Annotated in this window: 18 protein-coding genes; 6 read left to right on the plus strand and 12 right to left on the minus strand. The window is 72.3% G+C overall.

Annotated features, from left to right (window positions below):
- A partial coding sequence (locus ACLBXO_RS30585) for a hypothetical protein (protein WP_447687762.1) occupies window positions 1–272 on the plus strand: 272 nt, incomplete at its 5' end.
- A gap of 110 nt (window positions 273–382) precedes the next feature.
- The gene (locus ACLBXO_RS30590; RefSeq protein WP_447687763.1) at window positions 383–781 is read left to right on the plus strand and encodes a hypothetical protein; all 399 of its coding nucleotides are present in this window, start codon (window positions 383–385) and stop codon (window positions 779–781) included.
- A 14-nt stretch (window positions 782–795) separates the two neighbouring features.
- On the opposite strand, the gene ACLBXO_RS30595 is transcribed toward ACLBXO_RS30590, so the two are convergent.
- Both ACLBXO_RS30595 and ACLBXO_RS30600 read right to left on the minus strand, forming a co-directional pair.
- Window positions 796–972 (minus strand): hypothetical protein, encoded by a 177-nt coding sequence (locus ACLBXO_RS30595; protein ID WP_012320668.1) that lies wholly within the window; start codon window positions 970–972, stop codon window positions 796–798.
- A 137-nt stretch (window positions 973–1,109) separates the two neighbouring features.
- Entirely contained in the window at window positions 1,110–1,508 is a 399-nt protein-coding gene (locus ACLBXO_RS30600; protein WP_447687764.1) for a DUF4174 domain-containing protein, read from the minus strand.
- Window positions 1,509–1,631: 123 nt separating this feature from the next.
- Here ACLBXO_RS30600 and ACLBXO_RS30605 point away from each other — a divergent pair, with 123 nt between their 5' ends.
- Together ACLBXO_RS30605 and ssb are read left to right on the plus strand one after the other, a co-directional pair.
- Window positions 1,632–2,651 (plus strand): NADP-dependent oxidoreductase, encoded by a 1,020-nt coding sequence (locus tag ACLBXO_RS30605; protein WP_331313428.1) that lies wholly within the window; start codon window positions 1,632–1,634, stop codon window positions 2,649–2,651.
- A 168-nt stretch (window positions 2,652–2,819) separates the two neighbouring features.
- Window positions 2,820–3,386 (plus strand): single-stranded DNA-binding protein, encoded by a 567-nt coding sequence (gene ssb, locus ACLBXO_RS30610; RefSeq protein WP_331304587.1) that lies wholly within the window; start codon window positions 2,820–2,822, stop codon window positions 3,384–3,386.
- 193 nt (window positions 3,387–3,579) lie between these two features.
- Here the strand turns inward: ssb and ACLBXO_RS30615 are convergent, their stop codons facing one another.
- The 6 genes from ACLBXO_RS30615 to ACLBXO_RS30640 form a co-directional block, all read right to left on the minus strand.
- Window positions 3,580–4,047 carry a hypothetical protein gene (locus ACLBXO_RS30615; RefSeq protein WP_091679723.1) on the minus strand — a complete coding sequence of 156 codons (468 nt, stop codon included), beginning with the start codon at window positions 4,045–4,047 and terminating at the stop codon, window positions 3,580–3,582.
- 196 nt (window positions 4,048–4,243) lie between these two features.
- On the minus strand, window positions 4,244–4,555 hold the full coding sequence (locus ACLBXO_RS30620; RefSeq protein ID WP_447687765.1) for a GCG_CRPN prefix-to-repeats domain-containing protein: 312 nt from the start codon (window positions 4,553–4,555) through the stop codon (window positions 4,244–4,246).
- Window positions 4,556–4,694: 139 nt separating this feature from the next.
- Window positions 4,695–5,009, minus strand: coding sequence for a hypothetical protein (locus ACLBXO_RS30625; protein WP_447687766.1), 315 nt, complete (start codon window positions 5,007–5,009; stop codon window positions 4,695–4,697).
- Between the two features lie 134 nt (window positions 5,010–5,143).
- Complete coding sequence (locus ACLBXO_RS30630; protein WP_447687767.1) at window positions 5,144–5,428, minus strand: hypothetical protein; 285 nt, start codon at window positions 5,426–5,428, stop codon at window positions 5,144–5,146.
- A gap of 87 nt (window positions 5,429–5,515) precedes the next feature.
- On the minus strand, window positions 5,516–6,298 hold the full coding sequence (locus ACLBXO_RS30635; protein WP_447687768.1) for an SDR family NAD(P)-dependent oxidoreductase: 783 nt from the start codon (window positions 6,296–6,298) through the stop codon (window positions 5,516–5,518).
- A 210-nt stretch (window positions 6,299–6,508) separates the two neighbouring features.
- Complete coding sequence (locus ACLBXO_RS30640; protein WP_447687769.1) at window positions 6,509–6,685, minus strand: hypothetical protein; 177 nt, start codon at window positions 6,683–6,685, stop codon at window positions 6,509–6,511.
- A gap of 195 nt (window positions 6,686–6,880) precedes the next feature.
- Between ACLBXO_RS30640 and ACLBXO_RS30645 the strand changes: the two genes are divergently transcribed.
- Complete coding sequence (locus ACLBXO_RS30645) at window positions 6,881–9,211, plus strand: FdhF/YdeP family oxidoreductase (protein ID WP_447687770.1); 2,331 nt, start codon at window positions 6,881–6,883, stop codon at window positions 9,209–9,211.
- Between the two features lie 75 nt (window positions 9,212–9,286).
- Here ACLBXO_RS30645 and ACLBXO_RS30650 read toward each other — a convergent pair whose 3' ends face one another.
- Window positions 9,287–10,165, minus strand: a complete 879-nt coding sequence (locus ACLBXO_RS30650) for an SDR family oxidoreductase (protein ID WP_447687771.1) — start codon at window positions 10,163–10,165, stop codon at window positions 9,287–9,289.
- Window positions 10,166–10,429: 264 nt separating this feature from the next.
- The gene (gene xth / locus ACLBXO_RS30655; protein ID WP_331313423.1) at window positions 10,430–11,239 is read right to left on the minus strand and encodes an exodeoxyribonuclease III; all 810 of its coding nucleotides are present in this window, start codon (window positions 11,237–11,239) and stop codon (window positions 10,430–10,432) included.
- A 158-nt stretch (window positions 11,240–11,397) separates the two neighbouring features.
- Between xth and ACLBXO_RS30660 the strand changes: the two genes are divergently transcribed.
- Entirely contained in the window at window positions 11,398–12,132 is a 735-nt protein-coding gene (locus tag ACLBXO_RS30660) for a lysophospholipid acyltransferase family protein (RefSeq protein ID WP_331313422.1), read from the plus strand.
- A gap of 12 nt (window positions 12,133–12,144) precedes the next feature.
- On the opposite strand, the gene ACLBXO_RS30665 is transcribed toward ACLBXO_RS30660, so the two are convergent.
- Window positions 12,145–13,053, minus strand: a complete 909-nt coding sequence (locus ACLBXO_RS30665; RefSeq protein WP_331313421.1) for a LolA family protein — start codon at window positions 13,051–13,053, stop codon at window positions 12,145–12,147.
- A gap of 268 nt (window positions 13,054–13,321) precedes the next feature.
- Window positions 13,322–13,816: DNA translocase FtsK (locus tag ACLBXO_RS30670; protein WP_447687772.1), on the minus strand; the 495-nt coding region annotated here is incomplete at its 5' end.

Genomic DNA, 13,816 nt, shown 5'->3' on the forward strand with positions numbered 1-13,816 from the left:
CGCCGGCCGTCGCGGCCTGCACGCCGCCCGAGCCGCCGCCGGCCGCCGCGCGCCCGGCCAAGCCGGCGCTGCCGCCGAAGCCCGCCTGCCTCGACGCCAAGGAGGGCTGCCCGGGCTGGGAGGCCTACAGCTACAACGACGCGATCAAGGCTTATAACCTGCAGGCGCAGGCCTTCCGGCCGATCGCCGAGGCCTACCTGCAGAAGCTCAATGCCTACGTGAAGGCGAGCGCGGACTACGCCCAGTGCGAAGTGAACGCGATGCAGAAGTAGCCGGCTGAACGGCGGCCGACACCGCGGCTCGGAGGCGGTTCAGGCACCGGGTCGCACCCTCCGGCGATGATGGCCGCGATCCCCGCGCGCCCGCTCACGCCGAGGCCACCGTGCCCGCTCGTCGTCTCCTCGTACGCACCGGTTTCTGCGCCCTGCTCCTCGCCGCCGGCCCGGCCCTGGCCGCCGATTTCGACGGCCCCTATCCGCCGCCGCACGGCTCCGGCGAGCCCGCCCAGGAGAACGAGCCGGAGCGCCGGCCACCGCCGCCTCCGCCTCCTCCGGCGCCGCGGCCCGAACCCGAGGTCCGCGGCCCACGCTTCACCGCCGTGCCCCCCGAAGCGTCCCCGGAAGCGTGCCGGGAATTCGTGCGGCGGCGCTTCGGTCCGGACGGGGAGCCGGTACTGCGCCGGGTGCGGGTCTGCGACGAGCCGGTCGTCGACCGCGGCCCGCCGCCGCCGCCGCCCCCGGAGGACATCCCGCCCCGTCGCTGGGGCGGGCCGCGCTGGTAGCGCGGGAGCCCGGATCAGATCCGGGCCGGCGCCTTCCTGAGGGCGGCCGCGAAGGCCTTGAGCTGGCGGTTCAGATCCGCCAGCTCGTTGAGCGCGATGGTCTTGTGGCCGTCGCGGACCGCGCGCTCGATATCCTCGACCTGCAGGTCGACGAGGCGGCGGATGGCGGTGGCGACTTGTTGTCGGGTCATCGATTCGAGCGTCTCGTCCGAGCGTCCTAGCGGGCCTCAACGGACGGCCGGTAGGCGGCCGTCGACACGTTCCGGTGATAGGCCGGTAGGCTTAACCGATGGTGTCCGCGGCCCCGCCGTGCACAGGGGATCGGGCCCTAGCGGCGCTCGCGCATCTCGCTGCGGCGCATCGGCATCGCGTCGATCGTGGCGAACAGCCTCTGCGGCGCGATCGGCGCCGCTTCGGTGATCTTGGCACCCCCGTCCTTGCCGACCAGGACCGCGCGGAAGCTGTCCGCGGGGAGGCCGAGGCGCTCGCGCAGGACCCGCGCCTCGGCCCCGGAGCCGACCGCTTCCAGCACCACGAGGTCGCGCTCGGCGACGCCGGCGCGGGCCGAGGCCAGCGCGGCGCGCTGCGCGCGGAGCTGCGCGTCCCCGGCCTCGGGCGCCGACAGGACCAGCACCCGCGCCCGGTCGCGGTAACCGTCGAGGGGACCGGCCAGCGCGGCCCCCGCCGCCAGGGCTGCCAGCCCGAATCCCAGTGCCGTCTCCCGCATGCCGCCGCTCCGCGCTCTCGTGTCGGGACAACGCGCGACTCGGCCGCGCGATCGCGCCGGTGCCTTTGCCTCCCGGGCCCGGCGCCCCAGATCGGGGCGGAAGCCCGCTTCCCGGAGTCCGCCATGACCACCGCCATGAACCGCCGAATCGTCCTGGCCTCGCGCCCGCACGGCGAGCCGCGGCCCGAGAATTTCCGCCTGGAGGAGGTGCCGGTGCCGCAGCCCGGACCCGGCCAGGTCCTCCTGCGCACCCGCTGGCTGTCGCTGGACCCCTACATGCGCGGCCGGATGAGCGACGCGAAATCCTACGCGGCGCCCGTCGAGATCGGAGCGCCGATCACCGCCGAGACGGTGGGCGAGGTCATCGCCTCCAACCACCCGGATCACGCCGTGGGCGACCTGCTGACGGCCTTCGCGGGCTGGCAGGACTACTTCGTCACCGACGCCAAGGGCTCGCGCAAGGTCGACCCCGATGCCGCCCCGCCCTCGACGGCGCTGGGCGTGCTCGGGATGCCGGGCATGACCGCCTATACCGGCCTCCTCAACATCGGCCGGCCGAAATTCGGCGAGACCGTCGTGGTGGCGGCCGCCGCCGGCCCCGTGGGGTCCCTGGTCGGCCAGATCGCCAAGATCCACGGCGCCCGCGCCGTCGGGATCGCCGGCGGCCCCGAGAAGTGCCGCTACCTCACCGAGGAGCTCGGCTTCGATGCCGCCATCGATCACCGCGGGTCCGACCTGCCGGGCGCGCTGGCGGCCGCCTGCCCGAAGGGCATCGACGTGTATTTCGAGAATGTCGGCGGCGCGGTCTTCGCCGCCGTGCTGCCGCTGCTCAACCCGTTCGCGCGGATCCCGGTCTGCGGCCTCGTCTCCGCCTACAACGCCACCGAGGTGCCCCCCGGCCCGGACCGCCTGCCCGGCCTGATGCGCGCGGTCCTGACCAACCGGCTGCACATCCAGGGCTTCATCGTCTGGGATTTCGCCGAGCAGGCCGACACGTTCCGCAAGGAGGTCGCCGGGTGGATCCAGGACGGGCGCGTCCGCTACCGCGAGGACGTGGTCGAGGGGCTGGAGAATGCCCCGGAGGCGTTCATCGGCCTGTTGAAAGGTCGGAATTTCGGCAAGCTCGTCGTCCGCGTCGCCTGACAGCGGCTTGCTGCCGAAACGGAACGGATATAGAACAAATCGATCCGTCGGCGCTGCGGAAAGCGGGCACAAGCCCGCCTCGCCGGTTGCCGCTCCGGAGGCCCGGGCGCATGGTTCGCGCGCCGCCGGGCTGGTGCCCTGTGAGATCCGTACGACTAGGAGAGAGCGATGGCGGGCAGCGTCAACAAGGTGATTCTGGTGGGCAATCTCGGGCGCGATCCCGAGATGCGCCGTCTCGGTTCGGGCGACCCGGTCTGCAACCTGCGACTCGCGACGTCGGAGTCGTGGAAGGACAAGGCGACCGGCGAGCGCAAGGAGAAGACCGAGTGGCACTCGGTCGTGATCTACAACGACAACCTCGCCCGGGTGGCCGAGCAGTACCTGCGCAAGGGCTCGAAGGTCTACATCGAGGGCCAGCTCCAGACCCGGAAGTGGACCGACAATTCCGGCGTCGAGAAGTACACGACCGAGGTGGTCCTCCAGCGCTTCCGCGGCGAGATGACGATCCTCGACGGGCGCGGCGGCGGCGGCGACTTCGCCGGCGAGGACGAGGGTGGCGGCCAGATCAGCCGCGGCGGCGACTTCGGCGGTGGCCGGGGCGGTGATCGCGGCGGCGATTTCGGCGGCGGCCGCGCCCAGGGCGGCGAGCGGCGTCCGGCCCCGGCTTCCTCGGGTGGCGGCGGTGGCGGTGGCAGCCGCGGCGGCTACGACCTCGACGACGATATCCCGTTCTAGGACCGCCTGCGAGCCGGAGGCCCTGCACCGTCACCCGAGTCGGCCTGCCCGACCCGGGTGACGCGGACATCCGGGCTGCGTCAGCGCAGCCGTTTCAAGGCAGCATCCCGGGACCGCGCGGCGGTGCCCGGGATCCAGATCCGCCGGTGCAGGTCTCGGGCCGCCCGTCTTCGGCGCCCCGGAGCGCCGCCGCTCAGCCCTTGAGCTGCCGGTTGCAGGCCGAGTAGTAGCCGCCGCCCTTCTCGATCCACTTCATGCCGCCCAGCGTGCCGGCGGCCTTCGCGGCGTTGTAGCTGTCGAGGCAGGTGTGCATCCGGGCCTTGCCGGCCGATTCCTTGGCGTATTTCGGATCGACGGCGCGGGGGAACGTGGCCGACGCCGCGGCGGCGGACGTCGTCCCGGCGCGCGGGGCGGCCGGCGGCGCGGCCGGAGCCGTCGTCGCGGTCGGCGAGACAGGGTTCGGCGCGGTCGTCGGGGCGTTGTCGGCCGCCGCGCCGCACTCGGCCTTGCGGAAGTCGTTCCACTTCTGGCCGTTGAGCGTGCCGGCCTGCTTGGCGGCCTGATACTTGACCGAGCAATCCTTCGCGGAGAGCGCGGCGGCCGGCGCGGCGCCGGCCACCAGGCCGGCGATCATCAGGGATGCAAATACATAGCGACTCATGACGAAGAATCTCCGGGGCACTATGTTGCGTCCCGAAAGAGATTAATACGGCTCTATGCCGTCGTGAATATGGGTTTGTCCGTTCCGGGGGGACAACTCGGCGGCCGAGCACTGATCCGGCACCGGCCGGCCGCGGATCGCGTCCGGCGGGCCTTGCTCTGAACGCGGCGACCCGATCTCGGGTCGCCGGTGCGGATCACCAGCCGCCGTAGAACCGGCGCGGGCCCTCGTAGCCGCCGTGGCCGCCGTAGCCGCGGTCGTATCCACCGTAGCCCGGCCGGCCGCCATAGGGTCCCCGCGGGCCGCCCCAGCCCCAGCCGCGATCGTTCGGCCGGCAATGGCCCCAGGGATTGGGGTGGAAGCCCGGACCGCAGCCGCCGGCCACGCGCTCGATCACCGCGCCGGCCTCGGGCGGCCCGTAGCCGAACGGCGCCGCGCCGGCCGCGGTGGCAGTCGCGAGAGCCGCGGCGGTTACCGCGACGAGGCCGAGCACCTTGGAGCGCACCATGACACGATCTCCTGAACCTGCGGCCCGGACGCGCCGGGCCGATGACAGGAGCATGCGCCGGCCGCCGTGAACCGGGACAGGCGCGGTCGTTCATCGACCCGACGGCCTCGGCGGCGCGGCCCCGGCCGCGGCGGGCCGGTCAGGCGGCCTGGCGCTGGATCGGCGCCAGTGCGGGCACCCGCGCGCGCGCGAAGAGGTCGGCGCCGACCGTTTCGCCCGCAGCCCGAACCAGCGTGGCCTCGTCGCAGGTGCGCGCGACCTTCAGGCCGAGCGCCTCGAGCCGCGCGTGCTCGGCGCAGTAGGCGGCGATCCGGGCGCGCCCGTAGGCCGGCATCGGCGCGAGCAGCCGGTCGCGCTCCGCATCGTCGGCGCGGAACAGGGCCGAGATCAGCTCGATCGGAACCGGGTACCGCGCGAGGGCGCTGGGGTGGGGTCGGTTGCCGTCGCGCGCCATGGATGCCTCTCCGCTTCGCTGTGCGGTGGAAGGTTCGGCAACCATAGTTAATGATCAGTTGTGATCCCGGCCGGAACAAGGGTCCCGGGCCGAGCGGCTTTCCGGAATGCCCGGCGCGTCGAGCGTCCGTTGTGTCAGCGACGGGGTGGGCTCACCCAGGCGCCGCCGGACGCGCGATCCGATCGTGGCGTCACGAACGGGGGCTCCGCGTCCGCCCAGCGGACGGCAGGGTCCGCGGCCGGCGCGATCGAGCCCGTCGTCTCCGGGTCCGCCCACGCGGGGGCGTTCGCGGCGACCGGCGCGGGTGACGCGGACGGATCCGGCAGGTTCCGCTCGTAGCCCGCGACGACCGCCGCGAGGGCGATCGCCATGAGGAGGAACGCTAGACCGTCGACGATCATGGAGCCGAGTCTCGGCATGGTGCCCGCGCCTGTTGACCAAGTGTCCGGGCTACGGCGGCAGGGTTAACGAACCCTGTCCGGACCTGGCGGTTCGGGCCGTCGCCCTCAGATGTTGCGCGCGCCGCGCAGTGTCTTGAGGCCGATGCCCGTCGACTCGAAACCGCCGTCGACGGCGAGCTGCTGACCGGTGATGTAGGAGGCGCGCTCCGAGCAGAGGAACACGATCGCCTCCGCGAGCTCCGTCTCCAGTCCGTACCGGCCGAGGGGGACGGCGTCGTGGTAATCGGCCCGGATCTCAGGGCTGTGCACCGCCTTGGCCATCGCGGTGTCCACCGGGCCGGGGGCGACGGCGTTCACGCGGATCCCGTACTGCGCCAGCTCGGCGGCCTGCTGCTTGGTGAGCTGGGCGAGGCCCGCCTTGCTGGTGCCGTAGGCCGTCCGGAGCGTCGAGGCGCGCAGGCCCGAGATCGACGTGATGTTCACGATCGCCCCGCCGCGCTCGGACAGGAGCGGGACGGCCGCCTGCGTGCACAGGAACGGGCCGGACAGGTTGACCGCGAGCACCCGCGACCAGTCGGCGAAGGTGGTCTCGGTCAGCGGCTTGAAGATCGCGATGCCGGCATTGTTGACCAGGGCGTCGAGGCGGCCGAACCGGTCGGCGACCTGCCGGATCGCCGCCTCCACCGCTTCGGGGTCGGAGACGTCGGCCGTCACCTCGAGCGTGGCCTCCGGGTGCCCGAGCCGCTGGGCCGCCGCCGCCGCGCCCGGGCCGTCGATGTCGAGAAGGGCGACGTTCCAGCCGTCGGCGAGGAAGCGGGTCGCGGTGGCGAGGCCTATGCCGCGGGCGGCCCCCGTCACCAGCGCGGTCCGGGCCTGGGCGTCGCTCATGGTCGTCTCCGTCGGGATCGGCGGCGCCCGGATGGCGCGGGGCGGCGTTCGGGTCCGCAGCGGCGCCAGCGCCGCCTGCCGGATCCCGAGGCCTTGGGGCCGTGCCGCCGATGAGAACCGATCCGCGGTCAAGCTCTGATCGATCGCGCGCGCGCCGTCGAGGGTCTGCCCGAACATCCGCCCGGCGATGACCGGCGTCCCGGTCCCCGCTCACACCCGGTCGAACCGGTCCTCATCCGCGCGCCGATGGGTGAACAGGCGGACCAGACCGAGGCCGATCAGACCGGTCGCGCCCGCCAGGATCAGGGCGGGCCGGACGCCCGTGCGCGCCGCCGCGCGGTCCAGCGCCACCTCCAGACTTCCCGCGATATTGGTGGCCAGCGGCACGACTTGCGTGTCGAGGAACAGTTTCGGACCTGACGGACCCGAAGGCTTTCTCAAGAGATAGTCTCGACCGACCGCCATATTAATCTCCGTTAGGATCAGGACAATCTCGCGAACAAAGCACCACGCCCGCGGTTTCAACGGAGAACGTCGCGATATGGCCGCCGTTTCCCGGCGGCACGGTCCGGAGATCGCCCCTTGGACAAGCCCGAATTCAAGCCGTACCGCCTCCCCGCCGGCGGGTGGGGCTCCGCCCTGTCGGTGGGCAACATCCTGCGGCGCGAGGGCGTGCTGGCGAGCGGACCGATCGCACTCAGCCGGCACAACAAGGTCGACGGCTACCAGTGCAACAGCTGCGCCTGGGTGAAGCCCGCGAGCCCGCTGCCCTTCGAGTTCTGCGAGAACGGCGCGAAGGCCGTGGCCTGGGAACTCACCGCCCACCGCTGCACGCCGGACTTCTTCGCGACCCACACGGTCACGGAACTGCTGAACTGGGACGATTACCGCCTGGAGCAGACCGGCCGCCTCACCCACGCGATGCGCTACGACCCGGCCACCGACAAGTACGTCCCGGTCTCCTGGGGCCACGCCGTCGAGGAGATCGCCCGCGAGCTCAGGGCTGTCCCGGACCGGCAGAAGGGCACCGTGTTCTACAGCTCGGGCCGCCTGTCGAACGAGGCGAGCTACCTCTACCAGCTCTTCGCCCGGCTCTACGGGAACAACAACCTGCCGGACTCGTCCAACATGTGCCACGAGACGACCTCGGTGGCGCTGCCGGCCAGCATTGGCCAGGCGGTCGGCTCAGTGTCGCTCGACGACTTCGCCCATTCCGACTGCATCATGTTCTTCGGCCAGAATCCCGGCAGCAACGCGCCGCGGATGCTGCACCCGCTGCAGGAGGCGAGCCGGCGCGGCGTCCCGATCATCACCTACAACCCGCTGCGCGAGCGCGGCCTGGAGCGGTTCCTGAACCCGCAATCCCCCACCGAGATGCTCACCGGCAAGGCGACGCGGATCAGCTCGCAGTACCACCAGGTGAAGGCGGGAGGCGATCTCGCCGGCATCGCGGGCATCTGCAAGGCGGTCCTCGCCCTGCACGACGCGGCCCGGGCCCGGGGTGGGGACGCCGTCCTCGACGAGGCCTTCATCCGCGACAACACCCACGGCTTCGACGCCTTCGCCACCTGGCTGCGTGCCCAGGACTGGGACGAGCTGGAGCGCCGCTCCGGCCTGCACCGGGCCGACATGGAATCCACCGCCCACGTCTACAGCCACGCCAAGGCGACCATCGGCGTCTACGGCATGGGACTGACCCAGCACCGCGCCGGGGTCGAGACCGTCCAGATGCTGGTGAACCTGCTGCTGATGCGCGGCAATATCGGTCGCTCCGGCGCCGGGATCTGCCCGATCCGGGGTCACTCCAACGTGCAGGGGCAGCGCACGATGGGGATCACCGAGAAGCCCGAGCTGTTCGACCTCGACCGGCTGGGCCAGCAGTTCAACTTCGCGCCGCCGCGCGAGCCGGGCTACAACACCGTCGAGGCCTGCGAGGCGATCCTGCGGGACGAGGTCAGCGCCTTCGTCATGCTCGGCGGCAACTTCGCCCGCGCCATCCCCGACCACGGCCAGATGGAGCCGGCGTGGCGCCGGATCCCCATGACCGTCAACGTCATCACCAAGCTGAACCGGACCGCCCTGCTGCCGGGCGCGATCAGCTACATCCTCCCGGTCACCGGCCGCCTGGAGATCGTCGAGACCTCCAAGGGCCAGCAGGTGCTCTCCATGGAGGACACGTCGGCCTGCGTGCACGGCAATCGCGGCCTGCGCCGGCCGGCCTCGCCGCACCTGATCAGCGAGGTCCGCCTGATCTGCGAGCTGGCGCAGCGCGTCCTCGACCCGAACCCGCGGGTGCGCTGGGCGGCCTACAGCGAGGATTTCGCCGAGATCCGCCGCGCGATCGCCGAGACGCTGCCGGACTCGTTCTGGGACTACGAGCGGCGCATGTGGGAGCCCGGCGGCTTCCAGCGCGACCTGCCGGCGAACCGGCGCGCGTGGCGCACGGAATCGGGGCGGGCCAACTTCGTCACCCCGACCGGGCTCGACGAGGACGCCGACATGCCCGATGTCGGCCACGACGCCCTGCGGCTGATGACGCTGCGCAGCAACGACCAGTTCAACACCACGGTCTACGGCTACTACGACCGCTTCCGGGGCATCAAGAACACCCGGAAGGTGGTGCTGATGAACCGCTCGGACATCGACCGGCGGGGCCTCAAGATCGGCCAGCCGGTCACGCTGCGGACGGTCGCCGATGACGGCGTCGACCGCAAGCTCTCGGGCCTGCTGGTCGTGGCCTACGACATCCCGATCGGCTGCATCGGCGGCTACTACCCCGAGTGCAACGTCCTGATGCCGATCTGGCACTACGCGATCGGCAGCAAGACGCCCGCCGCCAAGGCGATCCCCGTCACGGTGCACCCCGACAGCGACGCGGTCCTCGCGCCGGAGCTGGAATACGCCACCGGCTGAGACGCCTGGGCGGGGCGGATGGCCCCGCCGCCATCCGCGCGAGCGCGGCCGCCGGACGCGGCGACGGCTGCGGGATCAGAGCATCGGGATGCCGCCGGTGACCGGCACCAGCGCCCCGGACATGTAGCTGCCCTCGCGGGAGGCGAGCAGCACGTAGGCCGGGGCCAGATCCGCGGGCTGGCCGGCGCGGCCGAGCGGGGTCTGCGCGCCGAGCTGCGCGATCTGATCCGGGCTCTTCACGATCGGCTGGATCGGCGTCCAGACCGGACCGGGCGCGACGCAGTTCACCCGGATCCCCTTCGGCGCCAGCAGGTTCGACAGGCCGATGGTCAGGCTCGCGATCGCGCCCTTGGTCGCGGCGTAGATCAGCATGCCGGGATCGGCGACCTTGGCCTGCACGCTGGTGCTGTTCACGATCGCCCCGCCCGGCTTCATGTGCGGCACCGCGGCCTGGGCGAGGTAGTACATGGCGAAGACGTTGGCGCGGAACGAGCCCTCGATGTCGGGCGCTGCCAGGTCGTCAAGGCCCTCGTTCACCACCTGGGCCGCGGCGTTGTTCACGAGGATGTCGAGGCGCCCGAAGGCGCCGACGGTGCGCGCCACGAGATCCCGGCACCGGGCCTCGTCGCGGATGTCGCCGGGGAGCAGCAGGCAGCGGCGGCCGGCCTTCTCCACCCAGGCCCGCGTGTCCTCGGCATCCTCCTGCTCGGCCTCGAGGTAGGAGATCGCCACGTCGGCGCCCTCGCGGGCGTAGGCGATCGCCACCGCGCGGCCGATGCCGGAATCGCCGCCCGTGATCAGCGCCGCCTGGCCGGTGAGCAGGCCCTTGCCGACGTAGCTCTCCTCGCCGTGGTCGGGACGCGGCGTCATCCGCGTCGTGAGGCCCGGGCGGGGCTGCTGCTGGTCGCCGGGGAAGGGCGGACGGGGGCCGGCCTCGCGCGGGTCCTGGGTCATCGTGTGCGGCTCCTCGGCGGGGGGATCCGCCGGAACTAGGGCCGCTGCCGCGGTCGCCGCCTGCGCCCGGGGGTCACAGGCGGCGACCGGGACCGTCTCAGAACGCCCGGTTGCGCGTGGCGTGCGGGCCGCCGTAGCGGCGGCGCAGGTAGGACACGACCTTGGGGAGGAGGAAGGCGATCAGGATCTTGCGCATCGGGGCTCGCTCGCGTCACGGGTTCGTGAGCGGGCAATGCTCGGACCGCGCCGCAGTTCCGCGCCCGGTCACAGCTCCAGCGTGAGGGTCACCGGGGCGTGGTCCGAGGGGCGGTCCCAGCCCCTGGCCTCGCGCAAGACCTCGACCTTGCGGACGGTCCCGGCGAGGTCCGGCGACACCCAGGCGTGGTCGAGCCGCCGCCCCTTGTTGGCGGCCGACCAGTCGGGGGAGCGGTAGCTCCACCACGTGTAGATCTTCTCCGGCTCCGGGGTCAGGTGGCGCGCCGCGTCGATCCAGCCGGCCTCCCCGCGCAGGACCTCCAGCGCCTCGGTCTCCACCGGCGTGTGGCTGACCACGTCGAGGAGCTGCTTGTGCGACCAGACGTCGTGCTCCAGCGGCGCGACGTTGAGGTCGCCCACGAGGATCGCAGGTCCGGAGACGCGCTTGCCGCCCCAGGCGCGCAGTTCCGACAGGAAGTCGAGCTTGTGGGCGAATTTCGGGTTGAGGTCGCGGTCCGGCACGTCGCCGCCGGCCGGGACGTAGAAGTCGTGCAGCACGATGCCCGAGGCCGCCCCGGCCTCCGGCCCCAGCACCGCCGAGATGTGGCGGGCGTCCTGGCGCTCGCAGAAGCCCATCACGGCGCGGGTGTGCAGGGGGAAGCGGGAGAGGATCGCGACGCCGTTGTAGCCCTTCTGGCCCGCGAACATCACGTGCTCGTAGCCCGAGCCGCGCAGGGCCTTCAGCGGGAAGGCGTCGTCGGGGCACTTGGTCTCCTGGAGGCAGAGCACGTCCGGTCCGTACTCGGCGAGGAAGCGCAGCACGAGGTCGATGCGCAGGCGCACCGAGTTGATGTTCCAGGTGGTGACGGTGAGTTGCACGGGCGGCGCTGGGGTTCTGACGGCGTTGCGCTCCGATAGCCGATTTCGCGGCCCGCGACAGTCCGCTCACCGCCCGTCGGGCGAAAGGCCGTGCGCGCCCGGCCGGCAGGCGCTATGTCCGGCCCTGCCCTGTCCCGGGCCCCTCGTCGAGGCCCGCCATGGCACACGCCCGCTCGCTCCTGTTCGCCGTCTACTGGGCCGCCTGGACCACGCTGTTCCTCGCGCCGCTGGCGATCTTCCTCCTGTCCGGCTCGCCGCAGCGGCCGATCCGGCGGGCGACGCGGCTCTGGGCGCGCGGGATCCTGGGCGGGCTGCGGCGCATCGTCGGGCTGCGCTACGTCGAGGAGGGCCGCCAGCACCTGCCGGACGAGCCCTGCCTGATCGTCGCCAATCACCAGTCGACCTGGGAGACGCTCGCCTTCCTGGTCCTGGTGCCGGACGTGGCGATCGTCGCGAAGCGGGAGCTGCTAGCGATCCCGGTGGTCGGCTGGTTCCTCCGCCGCTCACCGATGATCGTCATCGACCGGGCCAAGGGCACCCAGGCCCTGCGCACCATGATCGACGGCGGCCGGGAGGCGGTCGCGGCGGGCCGATCGGTCCTGATCTTCCCCGAGGGCACCCGCGGCGCGATCGGCGAGCCGCTGCGCTTCAAGCGCGGCGTCGAGCTGCTCTACGGCCGGCTCGGCCTGCCGGTGGTGCCGGTGGCGCTCAATTCCGGCCTGTTCTGGCCCGGGGGCGCGGCGACCCGGTCCGGCACGGTGGTGGTGAGCTACCTCGCGGCCCTGGCCCCCGGCCTGCCGACCGCAGAGTTCCTGCACGGGACGGAGGGCGCGATCGATCGGGAGCTGGACCGGTGGCGGCCGGGCGCCGCGGCGGGGCTCGGCGCCCCGTGAGGGGCGACCCCGTCACTTCTGCGATTGCTGGATCTGCTGCTGCATCGCCTTGTCCTCGGAACGCCCGTAATTGATGAAGAACAGGCTGCCGTCGACGCTCCTGCCCTTCTGCAGGTTCGAGAGCGTCACCGTGGTGACGTAGCCCTGCGGGTCGGTGATCCGCCACTGCGACAGGGTCTTCATCTCGGCGTCGAAGAACAGCTGGATCTTCGAGGTGCCGCCCAGGGTGGCGCGATCCTCCAGGCTGATGCGGACGCTGCCGGGATCGCTCGCGACGTCGGTGACGGTGAGATCGCGGGCGAGATCGATCTTCTCGCGCAGGAGGAATTTCAGCGGCGTCTGGGCGATGAAGTAGAGGTCCTGGGTGTTGAGCTTGCGGTCGCGCACCGCCACCGAGGTGCCGTCGGCCACCACCTCCAGCGGCGAGGGCTGGTCGTAGTCGAAGCGCAGGCGGCCCGGCTTGGCGAGCGTCAGCTTGCCGCCGATCCGGCGGCCGTCGGCGCCGATCTGCACGAAATTGGCGGTGAGGGTGTTGATGCCGTTGAAGTAGGCATTGGCCTGCGCCAGCAGCGCGGCGGGATCGGTCGAGTCGGCGGTCACGATCGCCGTCGGCGCGCCCACCGCCGCGACCTTCGGCTCGGGCGCCTTGTGGTCGGCCTTGTCGGCGGCCCTGTCGCCACCCTTGCCGGACTTGGCGGTGCCGGGCTTCGCCTCCTTGCTCGCCTCCTTGGCCTTGGGCGCGGGCTTCCTGGCCGGCGCCGGCGCCGCCGGGGCGGCTTCCGGCTGCGGGGCGGGCTCCTCCTTGTGGCCGAACAGGCTGTCGATGAAGGCGCCGACCTGCGCGTGGGCCGGGTTGGCGGTCGCGAGCCACAGCCCGGCGGCGATCACGGAGCCGGCTGTGCGGATGCGGCGGCCGATCATCGGCAGAGTCTCCTGAGGAGCCGCGGGCAAGCTCCGGCGGCGAAACAGATGTGGGCGGGCCGCTGCGGACGCCTGACCGTCCCCTCGTCTCTGCGAGCGGAGCGAGGCAATCCAGGGGCGCCACGATACCGGAGGACGCGCTACCCTGGGTTGCCTCGCTCCGCTCGCAGAGACGGGGCGGGTTTCGCAGCGCCCTTTTAGAACTCCGCCCTGTGGCGAAGATGCGACGTCCGGGCCGCCCCATGGAGGGGCCGGCCCGGACGGCGTCTCACTCGTCGTCGTACATCCCGGCCGAGCTGTGCGTCGCCCCGGCGACCAGGATCTCGCGCTTGCCGGCGTGGTTGGCCGGGCCGACGATGCCCTCGATCTCCATCCGCTCCATGATGGAGGCGGCGCGGTTGTAGCCGATCTGCAGGCGGCGCTGGATGTAGCTCGTCGACGCCTTCTGGTCGCGCAGCACCACCTCGATCGCCTGCTTGTAGAGGTCGTCGGACTCGCCGCCGGTCGCGGCCGCGAAGGCGCCGATGTCGAAGACGGGGGCCTCCTCCTCCGGCTCGTCGGACCGCTCGGCCTTGTCGGCCGCGGCCGCCTTGCCCCGGCCGGACCGGCCGCCCTCCTTGGCGGCCTCCTCCGGCGCGTCGTCGGCGGTGACGGCGTCGAGGTAGCTGGGGCGGCCCTGGCGCTTGAGGTGGGCGACCACGCTCTCGACCTCGCTGTCCGAGCAGAACGGCCCGTGCACCCGCGTCGTGCGCCCGCCCCCGGC

This window comes from Methylobacterium sp. C33D, from assembly GCF_053345825.1.

What these genes read in the sequence shown, in the direction of transcription:
- ACLBXO_RS30595 (WP_012320668.1), bottom strand. Translation starts at nt 972, where the DNA reads ATGACCCGACAACAAGTCGCCACCGCCATCCGCCGCCTCGTCGACCTG.
- ACLBXO_RS30600 (WP_447687764.1), bottom strand. Translation starts at nt 1,508, where the DNA reads ATGCGGGAGACGGCACTGGGATTCGGGCTGGCAGCCCTGGCGGCGGGG.
- ACLBXO_RS30605 (WP_331313428.1), top strand. Translation starts at nt 1,632, where the DNA reads ATGACCACCGCCATGAACCGCCGAATCGTCCTGGCCTCGCGCCCGCAC.
- ssb (WP_331304587.1), top strand. Translation starts at nt 2,820, where the DNA reads ATGGCGGGCAGCGTCAACAAGGTGATTCTGGTGGGCAATCTCGGGCGC.
- ACLBXO_RS30615 (WP_091679723.1), bottom strand. Translation starts at nt 4,047, where the DNA reads ATGAGTCGCTATGTATTTGCATCCCTGATGATCGCCGGCCTGGTGGCC.
- ACLBXO_RS30620 (WP_447687765.1), bottom strand. Translation starts at nt 4,555, where the DNA reads ATGGTGCGCTCCAAGGTGCTCGGCCTCGTCGCGGTAACCGCCGCGGCT.
- ACLBXO_RS30625 (WP_447687766.1), bottom strand. Translation starts at nt 5,009, where the DNA reads ATGGCGCGCGACGGCAACCGACCCCACCCCAGCGCCCTCGCGCGGTAC.
- ACLBXO_RS30630 (WP_447687767.1), bottom strand. Translation starts at nt 5,428, where the DNA reads ATGCCGAGACTCGGCTCCATGATCGTCGACGGTCTAGCGTTCCTCCTC.
- ACLBXO_RS30635 (WP_447687768.1), bottom strand. Translation starts at nt 6,298, where the DNA reads ATGAGCGACGCCCAGGCCCGGACCGCGCTGGTGACGGGGGCCGCCCGC.
- ACLBXO_RS30650 (WP_447687771.1), bottom strand. Translation starts at nt 10,165, where the DNA reads ATGACCCAGGACCCGCGCGAGGCCGGCCCCCGTCCGCCCTTCCCCGGC.
- ACLBXO_RS30660 (WP_331313422.1), top strand. Translation starts at nt 11,398, where the DNA reads ATGGCACACGCCCGCTCGCTCCTGTTCGCCGTCTACTGGGCCGCCTGG.
- ACLBXO_RS30665 (WP_331313421.1), bottom strand. Translation starts at nt 13,053, where the DNA reads ATGATCGGCCGCCGCATCCGCACAGCCGGCTCCGTGATCGCCGCCGGG.